At 46.7% G+C, this 15,325-nt stretch carries 19 protein-coding genes and 2 tRNA genes; 6 read left to right on the top strand and 15 right to left on the bottom strand.

What is annotated here, in order from left to right:
* Window positions 1-162: 162 nt before the first annotated feature.
* Both DXE35_RS02170 and DXE35_RS02165 read left to right on the top strand, forming a co-directional pair.
* Window positions 163-1,812 (top strand): PhoH family protein, encoded by a 1,650-nt coding sequence (locus DXE35_RS02170; RefSeq protein ID WP_114690349.1) that lies wholly within the window; start codon window positions 163-165, stop codon window positions 1,810-1,812.
* Window positions 1,793-2,326 (top strand): C40 family peptidase, encoded by a 534-nt coding sequence (locus DXE35_RS02165; protein WP_114689417.1) that lies wholly within the window; start codon window positions 1,793-1,795, stop codon window positions 2,324-2,326. Before DXE35_RS02170 ends, DXE35_RS02165 begins: the two co-directional genes overlap by 20 nt.
* Before the next feature lie 6 nt (window positions 2,327-2,332).
* Here the strand turns inward: DXE35_RS02165 and DXE35_RS02160 are convergent, their stop codons facing one another.
* The 3 genes from DXE35_RS02160 to DXE35_RS02150 all read right to left on the bottom strand — a co-directional run bounded on the left by DXE35_RS02160 (window position 2,333) and on the right by DXE35_RS02150 (window position 4,322).
* Window positions 2,333-2,731 (bottom strand): hypothetical protein, encoded by a 399-nt coding sequence (locus tag DXE35_RS02160; protein WP_114689416.1) that lies wholly within the window; start codon window positions 2,729-2,731, stop codon window positions 2,333-2,335.
* Window positions 2,719-3,921: a hypothetical protein gene (locus DXE35_RS02155; RefSeq protein ID WP_114689415.1), complete on the bottom strand. Its 1,203-nt coding sequence runs from the start codon at window positions 3,919-3,921 to the stop codon at window positions 2,719-2,721. Before DXE35_RS02155 ends, DXE35_RS02160 begins: the two co-directional genes overlap by 13 nt.
* 74 nt (window positions 3,922-3,995) lie before the next feature.
* Window positions 3,996-4,322 (bottom strand): hypothetical protein, encoded by a 327-nt coding sequence (locus DXE35_RS02150; RefSeq protein WP_162784942.1) that lies wholly within the window; start codon window positions 4,320-4,322, stop codon window positions 3,996-3,998.
* 235 nt (window positions 4,323-4,557) lie between these two features.
* Between DXE35_RS02150 and DXE35_RS02145 the strand changes: the two genes are divergently transcribed.
* Both DXE35_RS02145 and DXE35_RS02140 read left to right on the top strand, forming a co-directional pair.
* Window positions 4,558-5,376: a mechanosensitive ion channel family protein gene (locus DXE35_RS02145; protein WP_114689413.1), complete on the top strand. Its 819-nt coding sequence runs from the start codon at window positions 4,558-4,560 to the stop codon at window positions 5,374-5,376.
* Between the two features lie 70 nt (window positions 5,377-5,446).
* Entirely contained in the window at window positions 5,447-5,641 is a 195-nt protein-coding gene (locus tag DXE35_RS02140) for a hypothetical protein (protein WP_415069828.1), read from the top strand.
* Window positions 5,642-5,813: 172 nt separating this feature from the next.
* Here DXE35_RS02140 and dnaB read toward each other — a convergent pair whose 3' ends face one another.
* The 7 genes from dnaB to DXE35_RS09470 form a co-directional block, all read right to left on the bottom strand.
* Window positions 5,814-7,253, bottom strand: coding sequence for a replicative DNA helicase (gene dnaB, locus DXE35_RS02135; protein ID WP_415069826.1), 1,440 nt, complete (start codon window positions 7,251-7,253; stop codon window positions 5,814-5,816).
* Window positions 7,254-7,277: 24 nt separating this feature from the next.
* Window positions 7,278-7,730 carry a 50S ribosomal protein L9 gene (gene rplI, locus DXE35_RS02130; RefSeq protein WP_114689412.1) on the bottom strand — a complete coding sequence of 151 codons (453 nt, stop codon included), beginning with the start codon at window positions 7,728-7,730 and terminating at the stop codon, window positions 7,278-7,280.
* 13 nt (window positions 7,731-7,743) lie between these two features.
* A complete protein-coding gene (rpsR, locus tag DXE35_RS02125; protein WP_114689411.1) occupies window positions 7,744-8,016 on the bottom strand; it encodes a 30S ribosomal protein S18 in 273 nt (90 codons plus the stop codon).
* A gap of 13 nt (window positions 8,017-8,029) precedes the next feature.
* Window positions 8,030-8,323 carry a primosomal replication protein N gene (priB, locus tag DXE35_RS02120; RefSeq protein WP_114689410.1) on the bottom strand — a complete coding sequence of 98 codons (294 nt, stop codon included), beginning with the start codon at window positions 8,321-8,323 and terminating at the stop codon, window positions 8,030-8,032.
* 59 nt (window positions 8,324-8,382) lie between these two features.
* Window positions 8,383-8,757, bottom strand: coding sequence for a 30S ribosomal protein S6 (rpsF, locus tag DXE35_RS02115; protein ID WP_114689409.1), 375 nt, complete (start codon window positions 8,755-8,757; stop codon window positions 8,383-8,385).
* A gap of 369 nt (window positions 8,758-9,126) precedes the next feature.
* Window positions 9,127-9,723, bottom strand: coding sequence for an asparaginase domain-containing protein (locus DXE35_RS09475; RefSeq protein WP_197713931.1), 597 nt, complete (start codon window positions 9,721-9,723; stop codon window positions 9,127-9,129).
* A gap of 11 nt (window positions 9,724-9,734) precedes the next feature.
* Window positions 9,735-9,962 (bottom strand): hypothetical protein, encoded by a 228-nt coding sequence (locus tag DXE35_RS09470; protein ID WP_197713930.1) that lies wholly within the window; start codon window positions 9,960-9,962, stop codon window positions 9,735-9,737.
* 52 nt (window positions 9,963-10,014) lie between these two features.
* Here DXE35_RS09470 and lexA point away from each other — a divergent pair, with 52 nt between their 5' ends.
* On the top strand, window positions 10,015-10,734 hold the full coding sequence (gene lexA / locus DXE35_RS02105; RefSeq protein ID WP_114689408.1) for a transcriptional repressor LexA: 720 nt from the start codon (window positions 10,015-10,017) through the stop codon (window positions 10,732-10,734).
* Window positions 10,735-10,809: 75 nt separating this feature from the next.
* Here lexA and DXE35_RS02100 read toward each other — a convergent pair whose 3' ends face one another.
* The 5 genes from DXE35_RS02100 to uvrC all read right to left on the bottom strand — a co-directional run bounded on the left by DXE35_RS02100 (window position 10,810) and on the right by uvrC (window position 14,199).
* Window positions 10,810-11,268 (bottom strand): hypothetical protein, encoded by a 459-nt coding sequence (locus tag DXE35_RS02100; RefSeq protein WP_114689407.1) that lies wholly within the window; start codon window positions 11,266-11,268, stop codon window positions 10,810-10,812.
* 96 nt (window positions 11,269-11,364) lie between these two features.
* A tRNA-Cys gene (locus DXE35_RS02095) sits at window positions 11,365-11,438 on the bottom strand.
* A 49-nt stretch (window positions 11,439-11,487) separates the two neighbouring features.
* A tRNA-Gly gene (locus DXE35_RS02090) sits at window positions 11,488-11,563 on the bottom strand.
* A 116-nt stretch (window positions 11,564-11,679) separates the two neighbouring features.
* Window positions 11,680-12,255 (bottom strand): CDP-diacylglycerol--glycerol-3-phosphate 3-phosphatidyltransferase, encoded by a 576-nt coding sequence (pgsA, locus tag DXE35_RS02085; protein WP_114689406.1) that lies wholly within the window; start codon window positions 12,253-12,255, stop codon window positions 11,680-11,682.
* Between the two features lie 33 nt (window positions 12,256-12,288).
* Window positions 12,289-14,199 (bottom strand): excinuclease ABC subunit UvrC, encoded by a 1,911-nt coding sequence (gene uvrC / locus DXE35_RS02080; RefSeq protein WP_114689405.1) that lies wholly within the window; start codon window positions 14,197-14,199, stop codon window positions 12,289-12,291.
* Here uvrC and earP point away from each other — a divergent pair.
* Window positions 14,198-15,268 carry an elongation factor P maturation arginine rhamnosyltransferase EarP gene (gene earP, locus DXE35_RS02075; protein WP_114689404.1) on the top strand — a complete coding sequence of 357 codons (1,071 nt, stop codon included), beginning with the start codon at window positions 14,198-14,200 and terminating at the stop codon, window positions 15,266-15,268. The genes uvrC and earP overlap by 2 nt on opposite strands.
* Window positions 15,269-15,325: the final 57 nt, after the last annotated feature.

Raw genomic sequence — 15,325 nt, 5'->3', positions numbered from 1 at the left:
AGACGATGGGAAAGTCTGACAATCCGTTTGAATCAAAAACCTGAATATCTCAGATCAGGTACGGAGAGCAACCTTCGTCGTTTTTCATCCCTCGTTGCAGCCCATTTTGTAATAAACCGTCAATGCACTCCGCTTGGCGGTTTTTTTCTTTTAGGAGAGCCCATGCCACTGCCCCCAATCCCCACTCAAATTGCTGATCAAGTGAAACTCAGTCGCAAAGATACTCCTGACTTAAAGAAACGTCCTGCTCCAGCAAAACCAGTGGTCATGGAAGCGATTGATTGGACTAACGATGCGGAAGAAGATTTAACGGAAGCAGAAGTGGCTCTTGAAAAAATCAAATCGGATCGCACCCCAATTCGGAGTGAAGGCAAGGCACCTACCACAGCAAAACCAAAGCGCGTGATTCGCACTGGACCCCCCAGCTTGTTTGTTTTAGATACCAACGTGTTAATGCACGATCCAAGTTCTCTATTCCGCTTCTCAGAGCACGATCTGTATCTGCCAATGACCACACTGGAAGAGCTAGACAACCACAAGAAAGGCATGACCGAGGTAGCCCGCAATGCCCGTACCGTCAGTAGATCCCTGGATCAACTGATTGCCGGCACTAGCGGTACTTTGGATGAAGGCATTCCACTCAATAAGCTTGGTAATCAAGATGTTACCGGTCGCCTCTTCTTTCAAACCAAACTTGCTACACAAGCATTGCCCGAAGGCCTACCTGAAGGCAAAGGCGATAACTTGATTTTGGCGGTAGTTAGTGAGCTACAAAAAACCCGCAAGGGCCAAGACGTGGTGTTGGTATCCAAAGATATCAATATGCGCATTAAAGCGCGTGCACTTGGGTTACCTGCTGAAGACTACTTCAACGACCAGGTTTTAGAAGATCGTGATTTGATGTATGCAGGCGTGATGACATTGCCAGCAGATTTTTGGCCTAAGCATAGGAAGGACATGGAGAGCTGGGCTGACTCCAAATCGGGCACGATGTTCTATCGCGTTACTGGTCCATCTGTAGCCAGCATGTTGGTAAATCAATTTGTCTACCAAGAAAATTCAGATGGCTCAACACCGTTCTACGCACAAGTCAAAGAGATTAACGGTAAGACCGCCCTCTTGCAAACACTGAGAGACTTCTCTCATCAGCAGAACAATGTGTGGAATGTAACAATGCGTAACCGTGAGCAGAACTTCGCCATGAACCTGCTCATGAACCCCGATGTGGACTTTGTAACTCTATTGGGGCAAGCGGGTACCGGAAAAACCTTGCTAGCCTTGGCCGCTGGACTTGAGCAGGTTCTCGATAGCAAGCGCTATAACGAAATCATCATCACCCGTGCCACAGTACCCGTTGGTGAAGATATCGGCTTTCTACCAGGTACCGAAGAAGAAAAAATGCAGCCTTGGATGGGTGCGTTTGACGATAACCTCGAAGTTTTGCAGCGCAACGATGACGGCACTGGCAAATGGGGTCGCGCCGCCACTCAAGAATTGATTCGTTCACGCATCAAGGTAAAAAGCATGAACTTCATGCGCGGCAGAACTTTTGTCAGCAAATTCGTCATCATCGATGAAGCGCAAAACTTAACACCAAAACAAATGAAAACTTTGGTTACTCGCGCGGGACCTGGAACCAAAATTGTTTGCTTAGGTAATATTGCTCAGATTGACACGCCTTATCTAACCGAAGGATCATCCGGTCTCACTTATGTAGTCGATCGATTTAAAGGTTGGCGTCATGGTGGTCACGTGACTCTGGCTCGTGGTGAGCGCTCCCGTCTTGCGGATCATGCAGCTGACGCACTCTAATAAAACCCTCTCATGCCGCACTCTTCTGGGGTGCGGCATTTTTATTTGCAGCCCGCTCATCCTGAGCGGATGCGGCACATTTATCGGAAAATCCAGTTCTGCAAAAGTTGCTCAATTTAAGCAGGACACCAGTGTTGGAACCGAGGACATCTCGATCGCAGCGGTAGGTTTAGTAGATGTCCCCTATCGATTTGGCGGCAATACTCCAAAAGGTGGCTTTGACTGTAGCGGACTGATTGTTTACGTCTATAGCAAAGCTGCTGGGATCAAACTTCCGCGCACCATTCAGCTGATGAGCACCAGAGGCCGAAGTATTGATGATCAACCTCCTGCCCCCGGTGATTTAGTTTTCTTTAATACAACCGGTGAAAAATACTCTCACGCCGGAATCTATGTTGGGCAGGGAAGGTTTGTACATGCTCCAAGCGCAGGAGGAACAGTACGTCTGGATTACATTACTACGCCATATTGGGCGGCCAAGTTTACTGAAGCGCGTCGTTTAACACCCCAGTAAATTGATTTATAGGCCGATCGTATATGTCGCCAAGATCGTTGATGAAGTCATCGCTCGATAAGCCTCTTGACGATAAATACCGATTAACCCCAATCTCTCACGCGCGCTTAAATCATCAAACGCACCCAGGCTTGCTGTAGGCCTTAGAGTGCGATAGTTGTCATTCATAGCAATGTTGTAATCACCGTTACCAGTAGCCATCAAATTACCCACATTGGCATTGATATCTTTTTCAGCGCCAGCACTCGCGACCAACATAGTTTTCTCAGTCAGCCTGTGATTTGCAATGAATCCAGCAATAGCCGTTGTTGTGTAGTTCGTAATCGCGTTATAAGGGAGGGGGCTGGAAACGGTTCCCGTTTGAGACTCACCATACCCACCCATCCCACCAACTACATAACGCATACCAGCATAAGAACACCCACGACTGGACGAGTCAGAGTCGCGCTTTTACTCACATAAGCAGCGGAAAGTTTTGTCTCAGCTCCAGTACCATCTGGATTTTGTGACCACACACCAGACAACCCGACCATAGGACTACCATTACTTAACTGAGCAATTCCACCGTGGGTACTCTGAGTCAGGTTTTGGTCAAGATAAGCGCCAAAACGGACGCTTGGGGAGAATCGATAGACTCCAATAAGCAAAGCGCTTGTAGAGTTATTCGGGTACACACTGACATTGGTAAAACGACCACCTGTTGATATACAAACATTGTTCTCATCACACAAAGAGCAGTCATAGGTCAAGCTATTGACTACACCTGCAGCTTGCATAGCAAACAATCCTTGCAATGTATTGCCAAGCGATACCAATGAAGTCTGAGTATCGGGATCGATAGGACTAATTAAATAGGATCGAGCAAGCAAATGAGCCTTTAATTCTTGCAGGCTAGCCTGGACCGCCACTGGCGTGCTTTGCGTAGGGGCTGGCTGAATAACTAAATCTGATTGCATTGAGGACTCGCCAACGCGGTGTACTAATGCCCAAACGTAAATATTGCCACCCGAAGTAAATGTGCCATATGAATTTCCAAGATTATTGATCTTCAATCCATTGAGAACGGTTGCGTATGTGCTGTTAAACGCAAGTGAAGAAGAATTATTGATATTGAAATTCATCACACCAGTTACATTGCCGCCACTAACATCCAGCTTGCCGTAATTCGTCAAACTTGAAACGATCGTGTTGTAATTAGTTGGCAGTGCACCAGAGTATGTCAAAGGTGTTGAGCCGCCTTGAGAGTTCGTGAGACTAACAATATTGCCAGCACTGTAGATGCCAAATGAGTTTGCGCCTGTAGTGGTAATTGTTCCAGTATTGGTCAGATCAACCGCGCCAATGCCCGACACTTGAACGCCATAAGAGGCCGGGCCTGTAGTAGTAATTGTGCCGCTATTAGCAATTGTATTGACGATCCTGCTATTGCTAGCCCCAGAGTGCAGCCGCATACCAGCGGAACTCGAGCCGGAAGTGGTAATTGTGCCGGCATTGGTTAAGGTATTGGCTGCAGAACCCGCATTTGTGGCGCTAACGTAAATACCAGCAGCATTTCCGCCAGCCGTAACAATCGTGACACCCGTTAAGTTATTCAAACTGTTACCACCAGCTTGCGAACGCCCATTAACGCCTGCAGAAATTTCATAGCCGTTATAAAAAGAGCTGGTATTTAAAGCCCCCGAGTTATTAACGGTTGCTCCGCTGCCAAGGCCAATTGTTGAGCCAACACGGTATACACAGTACCAGCAGCAACAGTTACTCTTACGCCATTTCCATCGGTAGTATTGGTAGCAGAAATCACGCCCGCGCTAGCTACTGTTTCGCCTAAATTAATTGGCTTACACGTAATGTTTGCATTATTGCCTGGCGTGTAATTAAGCGTACCTGTGGGCGGATTTTGCCCAACCTGATCCGATCCCGTATTGATACATTTTGCATTTGTGGTTTGTGCAAGTGGTGAGCCCGATCCCACCATCAAGAAAAGTGCTGTAAACACTGAAATGAAGCAATTGTTTTGGGCTATCGTTTTTGAATTAATAATTTTCATCAGACGAGATTCGAATGTTTCATGATGCCCCCAAAAGTTTTAGGGTCATATGTATGAGAATCATAATTCTCTGCAGAGTTAATATCTATTAACCCTTAGGCTAATACCGAGTATCTGCATAATCAGAAATAATCATTTTTAAGCTTTATAAGCATTTTTATTGAATTTATTTACGAAAGTCGCAATGAAAGAGATTGATTTAAACCGCATACAAGAAATTTTTGTCACATCTGCAACGGATATTGGCTTAAAGATTTTGGCCGCTATCGCCCTTTGGGTAATTGGCCGTTGGTTGATTGGAGTTGCGCTCAGCGTGATTCGCAAAGGCGTAGAACAACAAAAGTTGGACCCGACCATTCTTCGCTATGTAGGTTCAGTGGTTTCCGTCACCCTGAATATTCTCTTGGTGGTTGGCATTCTCGGTTATTTCGGCATTCAAACAACCAGCTTTGCTGCATTGATTGCTACTGCCGGTGTTGCCATAGGCGCAGCCTGGGCCGGCCTACTTTCCAACTTTGCGGCAGGTGTATTTGTAATCGTATTGCGTCCATTTAAAGTGGGTGATTTCATCACGGCTGGTGGCGTCACTGGAACTGTTCGAGAAATTGGTCTTTTCTCTTCCATCATTTACACCCCAGACAATATTGCAACCATGATTGGTAATACCAAAATATTGGGAGACACGATTCAGAACTTTAGTCACAGCCCATATCGTCGTGTTGATCTCAAGTGCCAACTCTCTAGTGCGGCTGATCAAAATGCTGCAATGGCCTTATTGCGTGAAAAGATTGCCGCCATCCCAAATGTCCTACAAGATCCAGCTGTTGAGGTGAATATTTTGGAGTGCAACGTAGTCGGACCCGTGTTGGCTGTACGCCCCTATTGCAGTAATAATGATTACTGGCAGGTATATTTTGAGAGCAACCGCGTCATGAGCGACGCCCTTGCTGCTGGCTTCCCAGCCCCAATGGCATCTCAGAACATGATTGTGAAACAGACGTAATATTTAGCTATAGCTTTACCGTTGTGCGCGTTAGCCTGCGAAATAAATCCATCCACCAAGGAGAGTGAGCATGAAGAAAATGATTGCTGCATTAAGCATTGCACTCAGTTTCGCACTTCCAACTTATGCTTTTGCCGATCAAGCCGCATGCGAAGCAAAGGCAGGCAGCAAAGACGGTAAACCGTTATATGGCGCCGCAAAGGATGCATCGCTTAAAAAATGTATGGGTGATGCTAAATCCAATGATTACGAGGCCAAGGCATGAAGCAAAGATGGCAAGCCACTGTATGGCGCTGCTAAAGCCGCTTCAATCAAGAAATGTGAAGGCGGCAAATAAGATGATGAAGTTGATCTAATTTGGATTGCCTACATTAGTTGATATATTAAAAAGGCCTCACATGTGAGGCCTTTTTTTTATCTAATTATTTTTTGACCACTTAGAACGGTTCATACCCGCCAGAAGAGTAACCAATCGATCCCATCGCTAAATTATCAAACTTGGTATATGGGCCTTGCCAGCTTAAGCGCACTGTACCGATTGGACCATTACGTTGCTTGCCGATAATAATTTCAGCCACACCTTTGTCGGTTGTGGTGTCTGGGTGATAAACCTCATCACGGTAAATAAACATAATTAAGTCGGCATCTTGTTCGATAGCGCCTGATTCACGCAAGTCAGACATGATCGGGCGCTTATTGGGGCGTTGCTCAAGACCACGATTTAACTGTGAGAGTGCCACTACTGGGCACTGCAGCTCTTTTGCAAGTGACTTAAGTGAGCGAGAAATTTCAGAAATCTCGGTTGCACGGTTTTCTGAACCAGAGCCACTCATCAACTGCAAATAGTCGATGACCACCAATCCGAGAGTGCCGCCAAAGTTTCGGGCGATACGACGTGCACGTGCACGCAACTCTAAGTTGGATAAAGAACCGGTCTCATCAATCAAAATTTGAGTATTACTCAAACGTGCAATCGCATCAGTGACACGTGGCCACTCGTCATCTTGCAACTTACCAGTACGCATACGGCCTTGGTCAACGCGCCCTACTGAGCCAAGTAAACGTGCAGCCAATTGTTCGCCCGACATCTCCATCGAGAAGACAACAACCGGCAGACCTTCAGCAAGCGCAACGTTCTCTGCGATATTCAATGCGAATGCAGTCTTACCCATCGAAGGCCTTCCAGCAACAATCACTAAATCGCCTTTTTGCAAACCGCTAGTGTGCTTATCTAAATCCAAGAAGCCGGTTGCAATACCAGTGATGTCACTACCGCCTTGACGGTTGTAGAGCTCATCAATCCGAGCCACTACCGTCTTGAGCAAAGGTTCAATCTCCAGATAATCTGCTTTACGACTACCCTCTTCACCGATTTGCAAAATGCGTGACTCAGCTTCGTCCAACAGTGTTCTAACTGTTCGGCCTTCCGGAACAAATGCGGAGTTAACAATACTGTCTGAAACTTCAATTAAGCGACGTAGAATACTGCGGTCTCGCACGATATCAGCATAGCCCTTAATATTGGCTGCGCTTGGCGTGCTGTGCGCTAATGAGTTGAGATAATCAATCCCAACTAAATCGCCACCTTGTTCAGACTTAATGGCATCGTGAACAGTAATCACGTCAGCTGGATGATTGTCGCCAATCAAACGAGCGATGACCTGGTAAATTAAGGTATGTTCAGGGCGGTAGAAATCCTTGTCGTTTAATACGCCACCCAGGGTATCCCAAGCGGAGTTATCGATCAGCAGACCGCCGAGCAATGATTGCTCGGCTTCTACAGAATGCGGAGGTACTTTTAGAGCCTGCACGACTGCATCCCCAGAACCCATCATGCCGGGATTCAGCGTAACGGAACGTGAACGGGATTCAGCCATGAGGCTTATTTATAGACTTAAAACTTAAGCTTGCTCGCCAACTACACGAATGGTGATTTCTGCAACTACATCGGTATGTACAGCAACCGCTACAGGGTGATCACCAACCATTTTTAATGGGCCAGTAGGCAAACGAACAGAAGACTTCTCAATTGCGAAGCCTTTAGCTTTCAACGCATCAGCGATGTCATGATTGGTTACAGAACCAAACAAACGACCGTCAACGCCTGCTTTTTGACCGATTTCAAGAACCAAGTCTTTGAGCTTTACGCCAACTGCTTCAGCGGCAGCCAATTTCTCAGCAGCTAATTTTTCCAACTCAGCATGGCGAACTGCAAAATCAGCAATCGCCGTTTCAGTTGCACGACGCGCCTTGCGTTGTGGGATTAAGAAATTGCGAGCATAACCGTCTTTAACGCGAATGATGTCGCCGAGGTTGCCCAGGTTAATTACTTTTTCTAAAAGAATGATTTGCATTGAGGGCTCCTAATTATTTCTTGTGTTGATCGGAGAATGGCAACAAAGCCAAGTAACGAGCACGCTTAATAGCAGTATCCAACTGACGCTGATATTTAGCTTTTGTGCCCATCAAACGTGCAGGAGTGATCTTGGCGTTTTCGCTAATAAAGTCCTTCAATGTGTCTACATCTTTGTAGTCAATCTGTTCTACGCCAGCAACAGTGAAACGGCAATAACGCTTACGCTTGAACAATGGGTTCTGAGCTGGTTTCTTTTTGAAATCTGGTTTCTTTCCAAACGCCATGATGATTTCCTTTTTAATTTTTCAATTGAATATGGGTAATGTGGAAAACAAGGCTTTGATTACGTAGAGTCTTGGATGCCAAGAATCCTTCGAACACCGCCTCAGCTCCTAAATCCATGCGCTCTAAATCCTTTTGTATCGGACCGATTGTGATAGCTTCAACGTTCATCTGAATTTTCCTTGCCACTCCTACCTCGTTTGCGTGACCGCTATGTTCTAGCTGACAATGCATTACCGGTATTCCTGCAGGTGTAAATCGAATCGCGTCTTTAGATACCAAGATCGCAGTGAGGGTGAAATGATTCAACGCCGCTCCGCTTCTCTGATACGTTTTCTAATCTGTGTATTCCTCTTCAAATTTCTAACTTAGACTGCCACTACAGGAGCGTCGGCTTGAGCTGATTTGCGCGCTTCTTCACGTTGCACTTCTTTCATCATGATGGAAGACTCTGTTTCAGCTTTCTTAGTCTTGATAATGAGGTGACGCAAAACAGCATCGTTAAATTTAAACGCATACTCGAGCTCTTCCAGAGTTTTCTGGTCGCACTCAATGTTCATGCAAACGTAATGGGCTTTTGCAAGCTTGTCGATCATGTAAGCCATCTGACGACGACCCCAATCTTCAATACGATGCATTTTGCCGCCCGCAGCTGCTAATGTAGCTTTGTAGCGATCGATCATCGCTGGCACTTGCTCGCTTTGGTCCAGATGGACGATAAAGACGATTTCATAATGACGCATCAAACACTCCTTAAGGATAAAGTCACCTGGGCGTCTTGCTAAGTTCTGATGGTTGCGAACTCAGCGCCAGTGTGACAAGGTAGTAACAAATTGTAGGTAATACTTAAAACACTTTTACAGCCGCTTTTCAGCGCTTACCGAATTACAGGCAAGACCGCTATTCTAGCAAAAAATCCTGCCAAGTCAGGGATTTACCTACAATCTGGGCTTGTTTTTCTGCATTCAGGGCTAGCTGCAGGGCAATGCTTGCCCGAGGGGCGGAAAGGCGTCCTGAAGCTAGGCATCCGCTAATGTCCTTGTCAGGCAAATCAGGCGAGGTTTCCCCTGCTCCAGTCCTGGTGGTTCTCACTAGAGCAATCCCATGTTTTACTACTGCCACCAAAGAATCTTTCCAGGCATCATGAAAGCCTCCATGCCGCTACCAGCAAGGACAAAGCCCTTTACTTTGGAGTTCAACCAATGGGCAATGGTTTCCGAGCGAGCCCCCGCATGGCTGGTCGAGATCTCGACCCAAGGCCATTCATTCTCTTTTGAAATGGGCAAATCCTCCAGCCAAAGAGTCTGAACAGCTTTTACTCCTGATAACCAAGAAGGATGAATCAGGCCGACCGAACTACTAGGAGAGGCTTGAATAGTCGCATTAAGGGCGCTGCCGTGGCGTTTTGCCAAATCCATCGCCAAACAACCCCTACCATCCATCACAGCAAAGATTCCACCAGGGCAGTTATCAATTGGAGTCGAGGCCCAGCGAATGGCATCCAGGAGATTAGATGGGCCATCAGCCTTAGATGCGTTTGCCGGCAACATAGCGCCGGTCAAGATCACTATTTTACCTAAATTTTGAGCATACTTCCCGCAAGTCAATTGCAAAAAGACACCCGTCTCTTCTATTCCGTGAGTGACCACTATGCCTTTGATCAAGGAATTAGCTAGAGCCTCTTTGATGGTTTCCCCCAAAAGCGTCATTAAGGGCTCAGTCAGATTGCGGCTATTGTATTGGCCACCTGCCGCGCAACCAGCTCAACCCCTTCCGGCACAGCGGACTGAATATGGGCCAATACAGAGGTTACCTCTACTTGCCCCGCCTCGCACTCCATCGGCTTATCACTTGGATTGGATGTCAAACCAGCGATTGTGCCGCCCACGCCTAAAACAAGGATATGGGGTGAATGTTCTGGAGGATTTTCTTTGAGCTCATACCCCATTATCCCCTCTAAATGGCTTGATATATCAAATACTGCTGTATACAATCCCAGTATGGACATAAACACAGTCAATTTTCCAGAGGAGCTGACAGCCCTCCCCAAGCTCACTCCACGCCAGAATGAGATTTTGGAGCTCATTACTAAAGCCATCGGTGAAAGTGGTTTGCCGCCCACTCGTGCAGAGATTGCTACGCAATTAGGTTTTGCTTCTGCCAACGCGGCTGAAGAACATCTACGCGCGCTAGCAAAAAAAGGATATATCGAATTAACGCCAGGCACTTCACGCGGCATTCGTATTCCGCAACTATTTAATCAAACACATAACAGCAATAAATATCGCCAACTATCTTTGCCATCGGGCGCTCTAAAACAACTCACGCTCCCATTAATCGGAAGAGTTGCTGCTGGGTCACCAATCATGGCGGTTGAACATATCGAGAAACATGTTCCGATTGATACAAGCTTATTTAGCAAAGGTGCTGATTACTTGTTAAAAGTAAAAGGTATGAGCATGCGAGATGCCGGCATTTTGGATGGTGATTATCTCGCCGTCAGAAAAACGACAGAAGTTCGCAACGGCGATATCGTTGTTGCCCGTCTTGATGATGAAGTCACGGTAAAACGTTGGCAACACAAGAAAACCGCTAACGGCATGGTGATCGAGCTACAAGCAGAGAACCCAGATTTCAAAAATCTATTTGTAGATTATCGTCAACCCAACTTTGCAGTTGAGGGCCAGGCTGTTGGCTTAATCAGGGCTGAAGGGCTGTGAGCTAGAGCCTTTAAAGCAAAAGGCCTCCTGTTGGAGGCCTTTTTATTTGCTCTCTACTAGAGCTAAATACTTTGCTTACTTCTTGCTTGGTGCAACAACGTTAGCATTCTTGGGTGACGAAGTAATCGTAATCAATGTTTTTGGTCCAGTTAACGAACCTTCATTTAATTCCACAGTAGCAGTACGATCACCTTTGGTGAATACCAAAATACTGGTTTTAGACTTAACAGCGCTAACAGTTGTCCATCCTGCGCGTGGGTACTCCGATTGGAAGAATGCATAAATATCTGTTGGGGTTTGTACGCCAGACAAAACAACACGTCCTACCCAATTATCACCACGTCCAATAATTAATGATTCTGTACCAATAATTTTTGAAGCCGCAGGCAAAGGCATGTCGCCTAAAAGCTGAGCCTGCACTTCTTGCACTTCCTGTGGCGTACCAGTTGGCGAATCACCCGAGCTAGCGCATCCACTCATGAACGCCGCTAAAAATAATGCAAGAGCGCTGACTTTAAGAATTTGAATTGTCATTATGTGTGTTGTATTTGATTGAGGGGAATGACGCTTTTTACTTCCAGTGGTTAAAAGCATTTTAGGTGATGCACCTAATTCGTCAAGACTAATTACTGGAGGCGCGTGAGGGAATCGAACCCCCGTACGAAGCTTTGCAGGCTCCTGCCTAACCACTCGGCCAACGCGCCAAACACTTGAATCAAAAATGGGAAGCTTTTTAGGGCTTCCCATCGAACTTGGAGCGGGAAAGGAGGCTCGAACTCCCGACCTATACCTTGGCAAGGTATCGCTCTACCAGCTGAGCTATTCCCGCATAAGAGGGGGATAGTTTAACAAACAATCGCGAAGAAAGCATTATTCCTTGTAAGACCGAAAAACTAAGGAAATGGAACTACCTGCAAAAGCTGAACTGTCTGGGCTTTTGAATGGCTAGTCGATTTTTCCGGCCAGCTGTGGCAGGGCCTTTTTCAGGTAATAGAACATGGACCAAAGGGTTAAAAATGAGGCGATCCAAATTAACCAAGTACCTAGTTGCGCGCAATTCAACCAGCCAAATAAGGTGTCATTGAGCAATAAAAATGGAATGGCAACCAATTGAGCGGTCGTTTTTAACTTACCAACCATATGGACGGCCACGCTTTTTCCAGCCCCCAATAAGGCCATCCACTCACGAAGAGCGGAGATCGTAATTTCTCGCCCAATAATGATGAGCGCAACCCATACTTGCACGCGATCCATATTGAGAAGAACCAACAATGCCGCAGCAACAATGAGCTTATCGGCAACAGGATCTAAAAACTGCCCGAATGCCGATTCTTGTTTTAAACGGCGAGCCAAGAAACCATCCAACCAATCCGTAATAGCAGCGGAAATAAAAATGATTGCCGCGATTAAATTCTTCTCAAATGGGGTAAGCCAAGAATTAGGGAGATAGAAAACTGCCACCAACAGTGGAATAGCTGCAACACGCAACCAGGTTAGGGCAATTGGTAAATTAAAGTGCATACGATAAGCATAAACCAAGAACGGTCAATGCTCCTAGTGAAGCTGCCGATATATCTGCTCGGCAAGAGTTAAAGAGACCCCCTCCACACCGGCAATTTCCTCAATGCTGGCATTGGCAACTCCTTTTAACCCCCCAAAACGAGCTAGCAACTTTTGACGACGCTTGGCACCTATGCCTTCAATTTCCTCTAATCGAGAAATCGTTCTTGCCTTTGCGCGTTTGGCGCGCATGCCAGTAATGGCGAAGCGGTGAGCCTCATCACGTATCTGCGCAACCAATAAAAGTGCCGCGCTATCAATACCCAACTCCAAAGGTTCGCGGCCATCCGCAAAAATCAGCGTCTCTAAGCCAACCTTGCGCCCTTCTCCCTTGGCAACCCCCACAATCAAACCCACATCCATTCCAAACTCAGACAGAACCTGACGAGCCATTTCCACGTGACCTTTACCGCCATCAATCAAAATGACTTGAGGAATCTTTTCTACCGGCAATTCTTGAAAATTCGCATAGCGTCTTTGCAATGCCTGACGCATTGCCGCGTAGTCATCTCCTGGGGTGACGTCATTGATATTGAAGCGACGATATTCGCTCGACTGCATTGCGTTCTTGGCATACACCACGCAAGAGGCTTGCGTTGCTTCGCCAGAAGTATGGCTAATGTCAAAACATTCAATACGCAACTGTTCAAGACTTTCCAACTCAAGACTCAGAATGTCAGCCAAAGCACACGCTCTCGCCAACTGTCCGCCCGTCTCCACTAAACGTTTCGTTAAAGCAATCTTGGCATTACCTTCAGCCATCGCCAGCCAGTGGCGCCTTTGGCCCTGAGGCTGATGCAAGAACGTAATTTTTCTACCTGCTTGCGCATTGAGTAACTCATGCAAATCTTCAGGCGGAGTCTCATTTAATTGGGTGAGATCGTCGCCGGCAGATTGCAGAGCATGATTTAAAACCAATACCGGCGGAATTAAATTCGTTGTTGCCTCGCGCGCACTCTCCTCCAAATAATGCTGCATAATGAATGCTTCCAATATCTCGGTAGGTGCCGGTAGTTCACCGGAGCTCGTGCGCAAACCCTTAGGAAAGCAAGCTCTGTCACCCAAATGACGGCCGCCACGCACCATCGCTAAATTCACACAAATCATTCCCTCCATTTGCGCGACAGCGATGATATCTACATCGCCTTCACCTTCTGCCACCGCATCCATTGCTTGCTGCTGCAACACACTGGATAGATCTGCGATACGATCGCGCAATACTGCCGCCATTTCAAATTCCATAGCCTCACTGTGCTTGTGCATTTCCTTTTCAAGCTCAGATAACACCTGGCTATGATCGCCTTCTAAAAAACGGGTAGCCTGCGCAACATCCTGACCATATTGCTCAACACTGAGGCGACCAACGCAAGGGGCGCTGCAGCGATGGATTTGATGCAATAGACAAGGGCGACTGCGATTCTTGAAAACAGAGTCCTCACAAGTCCTTAAGCGGAATACTTTCTGCAGAATCTGCACGCTATTGCGGACTGCCAAGCTATTCGGAAACGGTCCAAAATAATGATTACGTTTATTCACTTTTCCACGGTAAGAAGCCAGCCTTGGAAACTGATGCCCCGTTAACACGACATAGGGGTAGGACTTGTCATCACGGAAGAGAATATTGAACGGCGGCGCCAACTCTTTAATGAGATTGTTCTCTAGAATAAGCGCTTCCGTTTCGGTCCGTGTTACCGTAGTCTCATAGCGGGCAATTTTGCCCACCATCAGCTCAATACGCGGTGATAACTGAGTACGCTGAAAGTAACTAGAAACACGTTTTTTAAGGTTGCGAGCTTTGCCTACATACAAAATATGTCCCGCTTCATCAAAAAAGCGATATACCCCCGGCAATCCGGGTAGCCGTTTAACATCCTGCTGAAGGGTTTCAAAAAGCGAATTGCTCATGCGTTGGGATATTTTCTGTCAAATCGTAGATAACTATGGTGATGCTGGTGTTTGCTGGCGTCTAGCCCGAAGCTTATCAAGCATTCATGGGCAAGAGGTGCGTATTTTCTGCGATGACCTGCCAACCCTTAATTTACTCGCATCCGGCGTAGATCCTGCAGTAAAGCAAAAAATTGATATGCAGCCATGGGATGCAAGTCATATCAATACCCGACATCCAGTTCAAACGCCCGATGTAGCAATTGAGGCATTTGGCTGCGAACTACCTGAGCGCTATCTCGCAGGCCTATTTATAGCCTCCATCAAGCCCATCATCATTAATTTGGAATATCTCAGCGCAGAGCCCTGGGTAACCGAATTTCATGGCAAGGCATCACCCCAATCGCATGGCATTCCTAAATACTTTTTCTTCCCTGGATTTCAGGATGAGGTTGGTGGACTATTGCTAGACCCCATTCCAGCAGAAGGCCATCTCGCTAATGAACATATCCCCGATGCTTTAAAAGCAATCTGGTCACAGTTACGACGTAGCGCCAAACGAATTAGTGTTTTTTGCTACCCTGGCGCACCGCTCAAAAAATGGCTGGAGGACTTGGGTCATCTTGGTGAAGATATCGATGTTTTGCTTGCTCATGGGCATGCTGATCAACTCAATCTTTATGGCGAGCAACCCATCTCATTGCCAGAAAGTCTGCAATTGCTTTCCATACCATTTGTTTCTCAGGATGAATACGACTGGGTGCTATCGCAGTGTGATGTCAATATTGTGCGCGGAGAGGATTCTTCTGTTCGCGCCCAGTTAGCAGGTAAGCCATTTATTTGGCACCTTTACCCACAAGAAGATCGCGCTCATGAAGTGAAATTGGCAGCCTTTCTTGATCTCTATCTTGAAGAGGCTAGCCAAGAATTGCGACTCACCACAATCGCCGCAATGACTTGGGCAATGCCTAGCCAATGGTTTGATCGCCTAGAGGCTTGGAATGCACATGCCGAGCACTGGCGTACTCATTTACTCGAAAAACAAGGTGATGGTGGCTTGCCAGCGCGTTTAATCTGCTTTGTTGCCTAATCCCAAGCCATAAAGGCCTGCGGGCGGTTAGAATCTTGTTTTTGATAAAAACCGCAG

The sequence above is a fragment of the Polynucleobacter necessarius genome (assembly GCF_900095215.1).
Taxonomy (GTDB): Bacteria; Pseudomonadota; Gammaproteobacteria; order Burkholderiales; family Burkholderiaceae; genus Polynucleobacter; species Polynucleobacter necessarius_H.
This window is presented reverse-complemented; position numbering and strand designations above follow the sequence as displayed.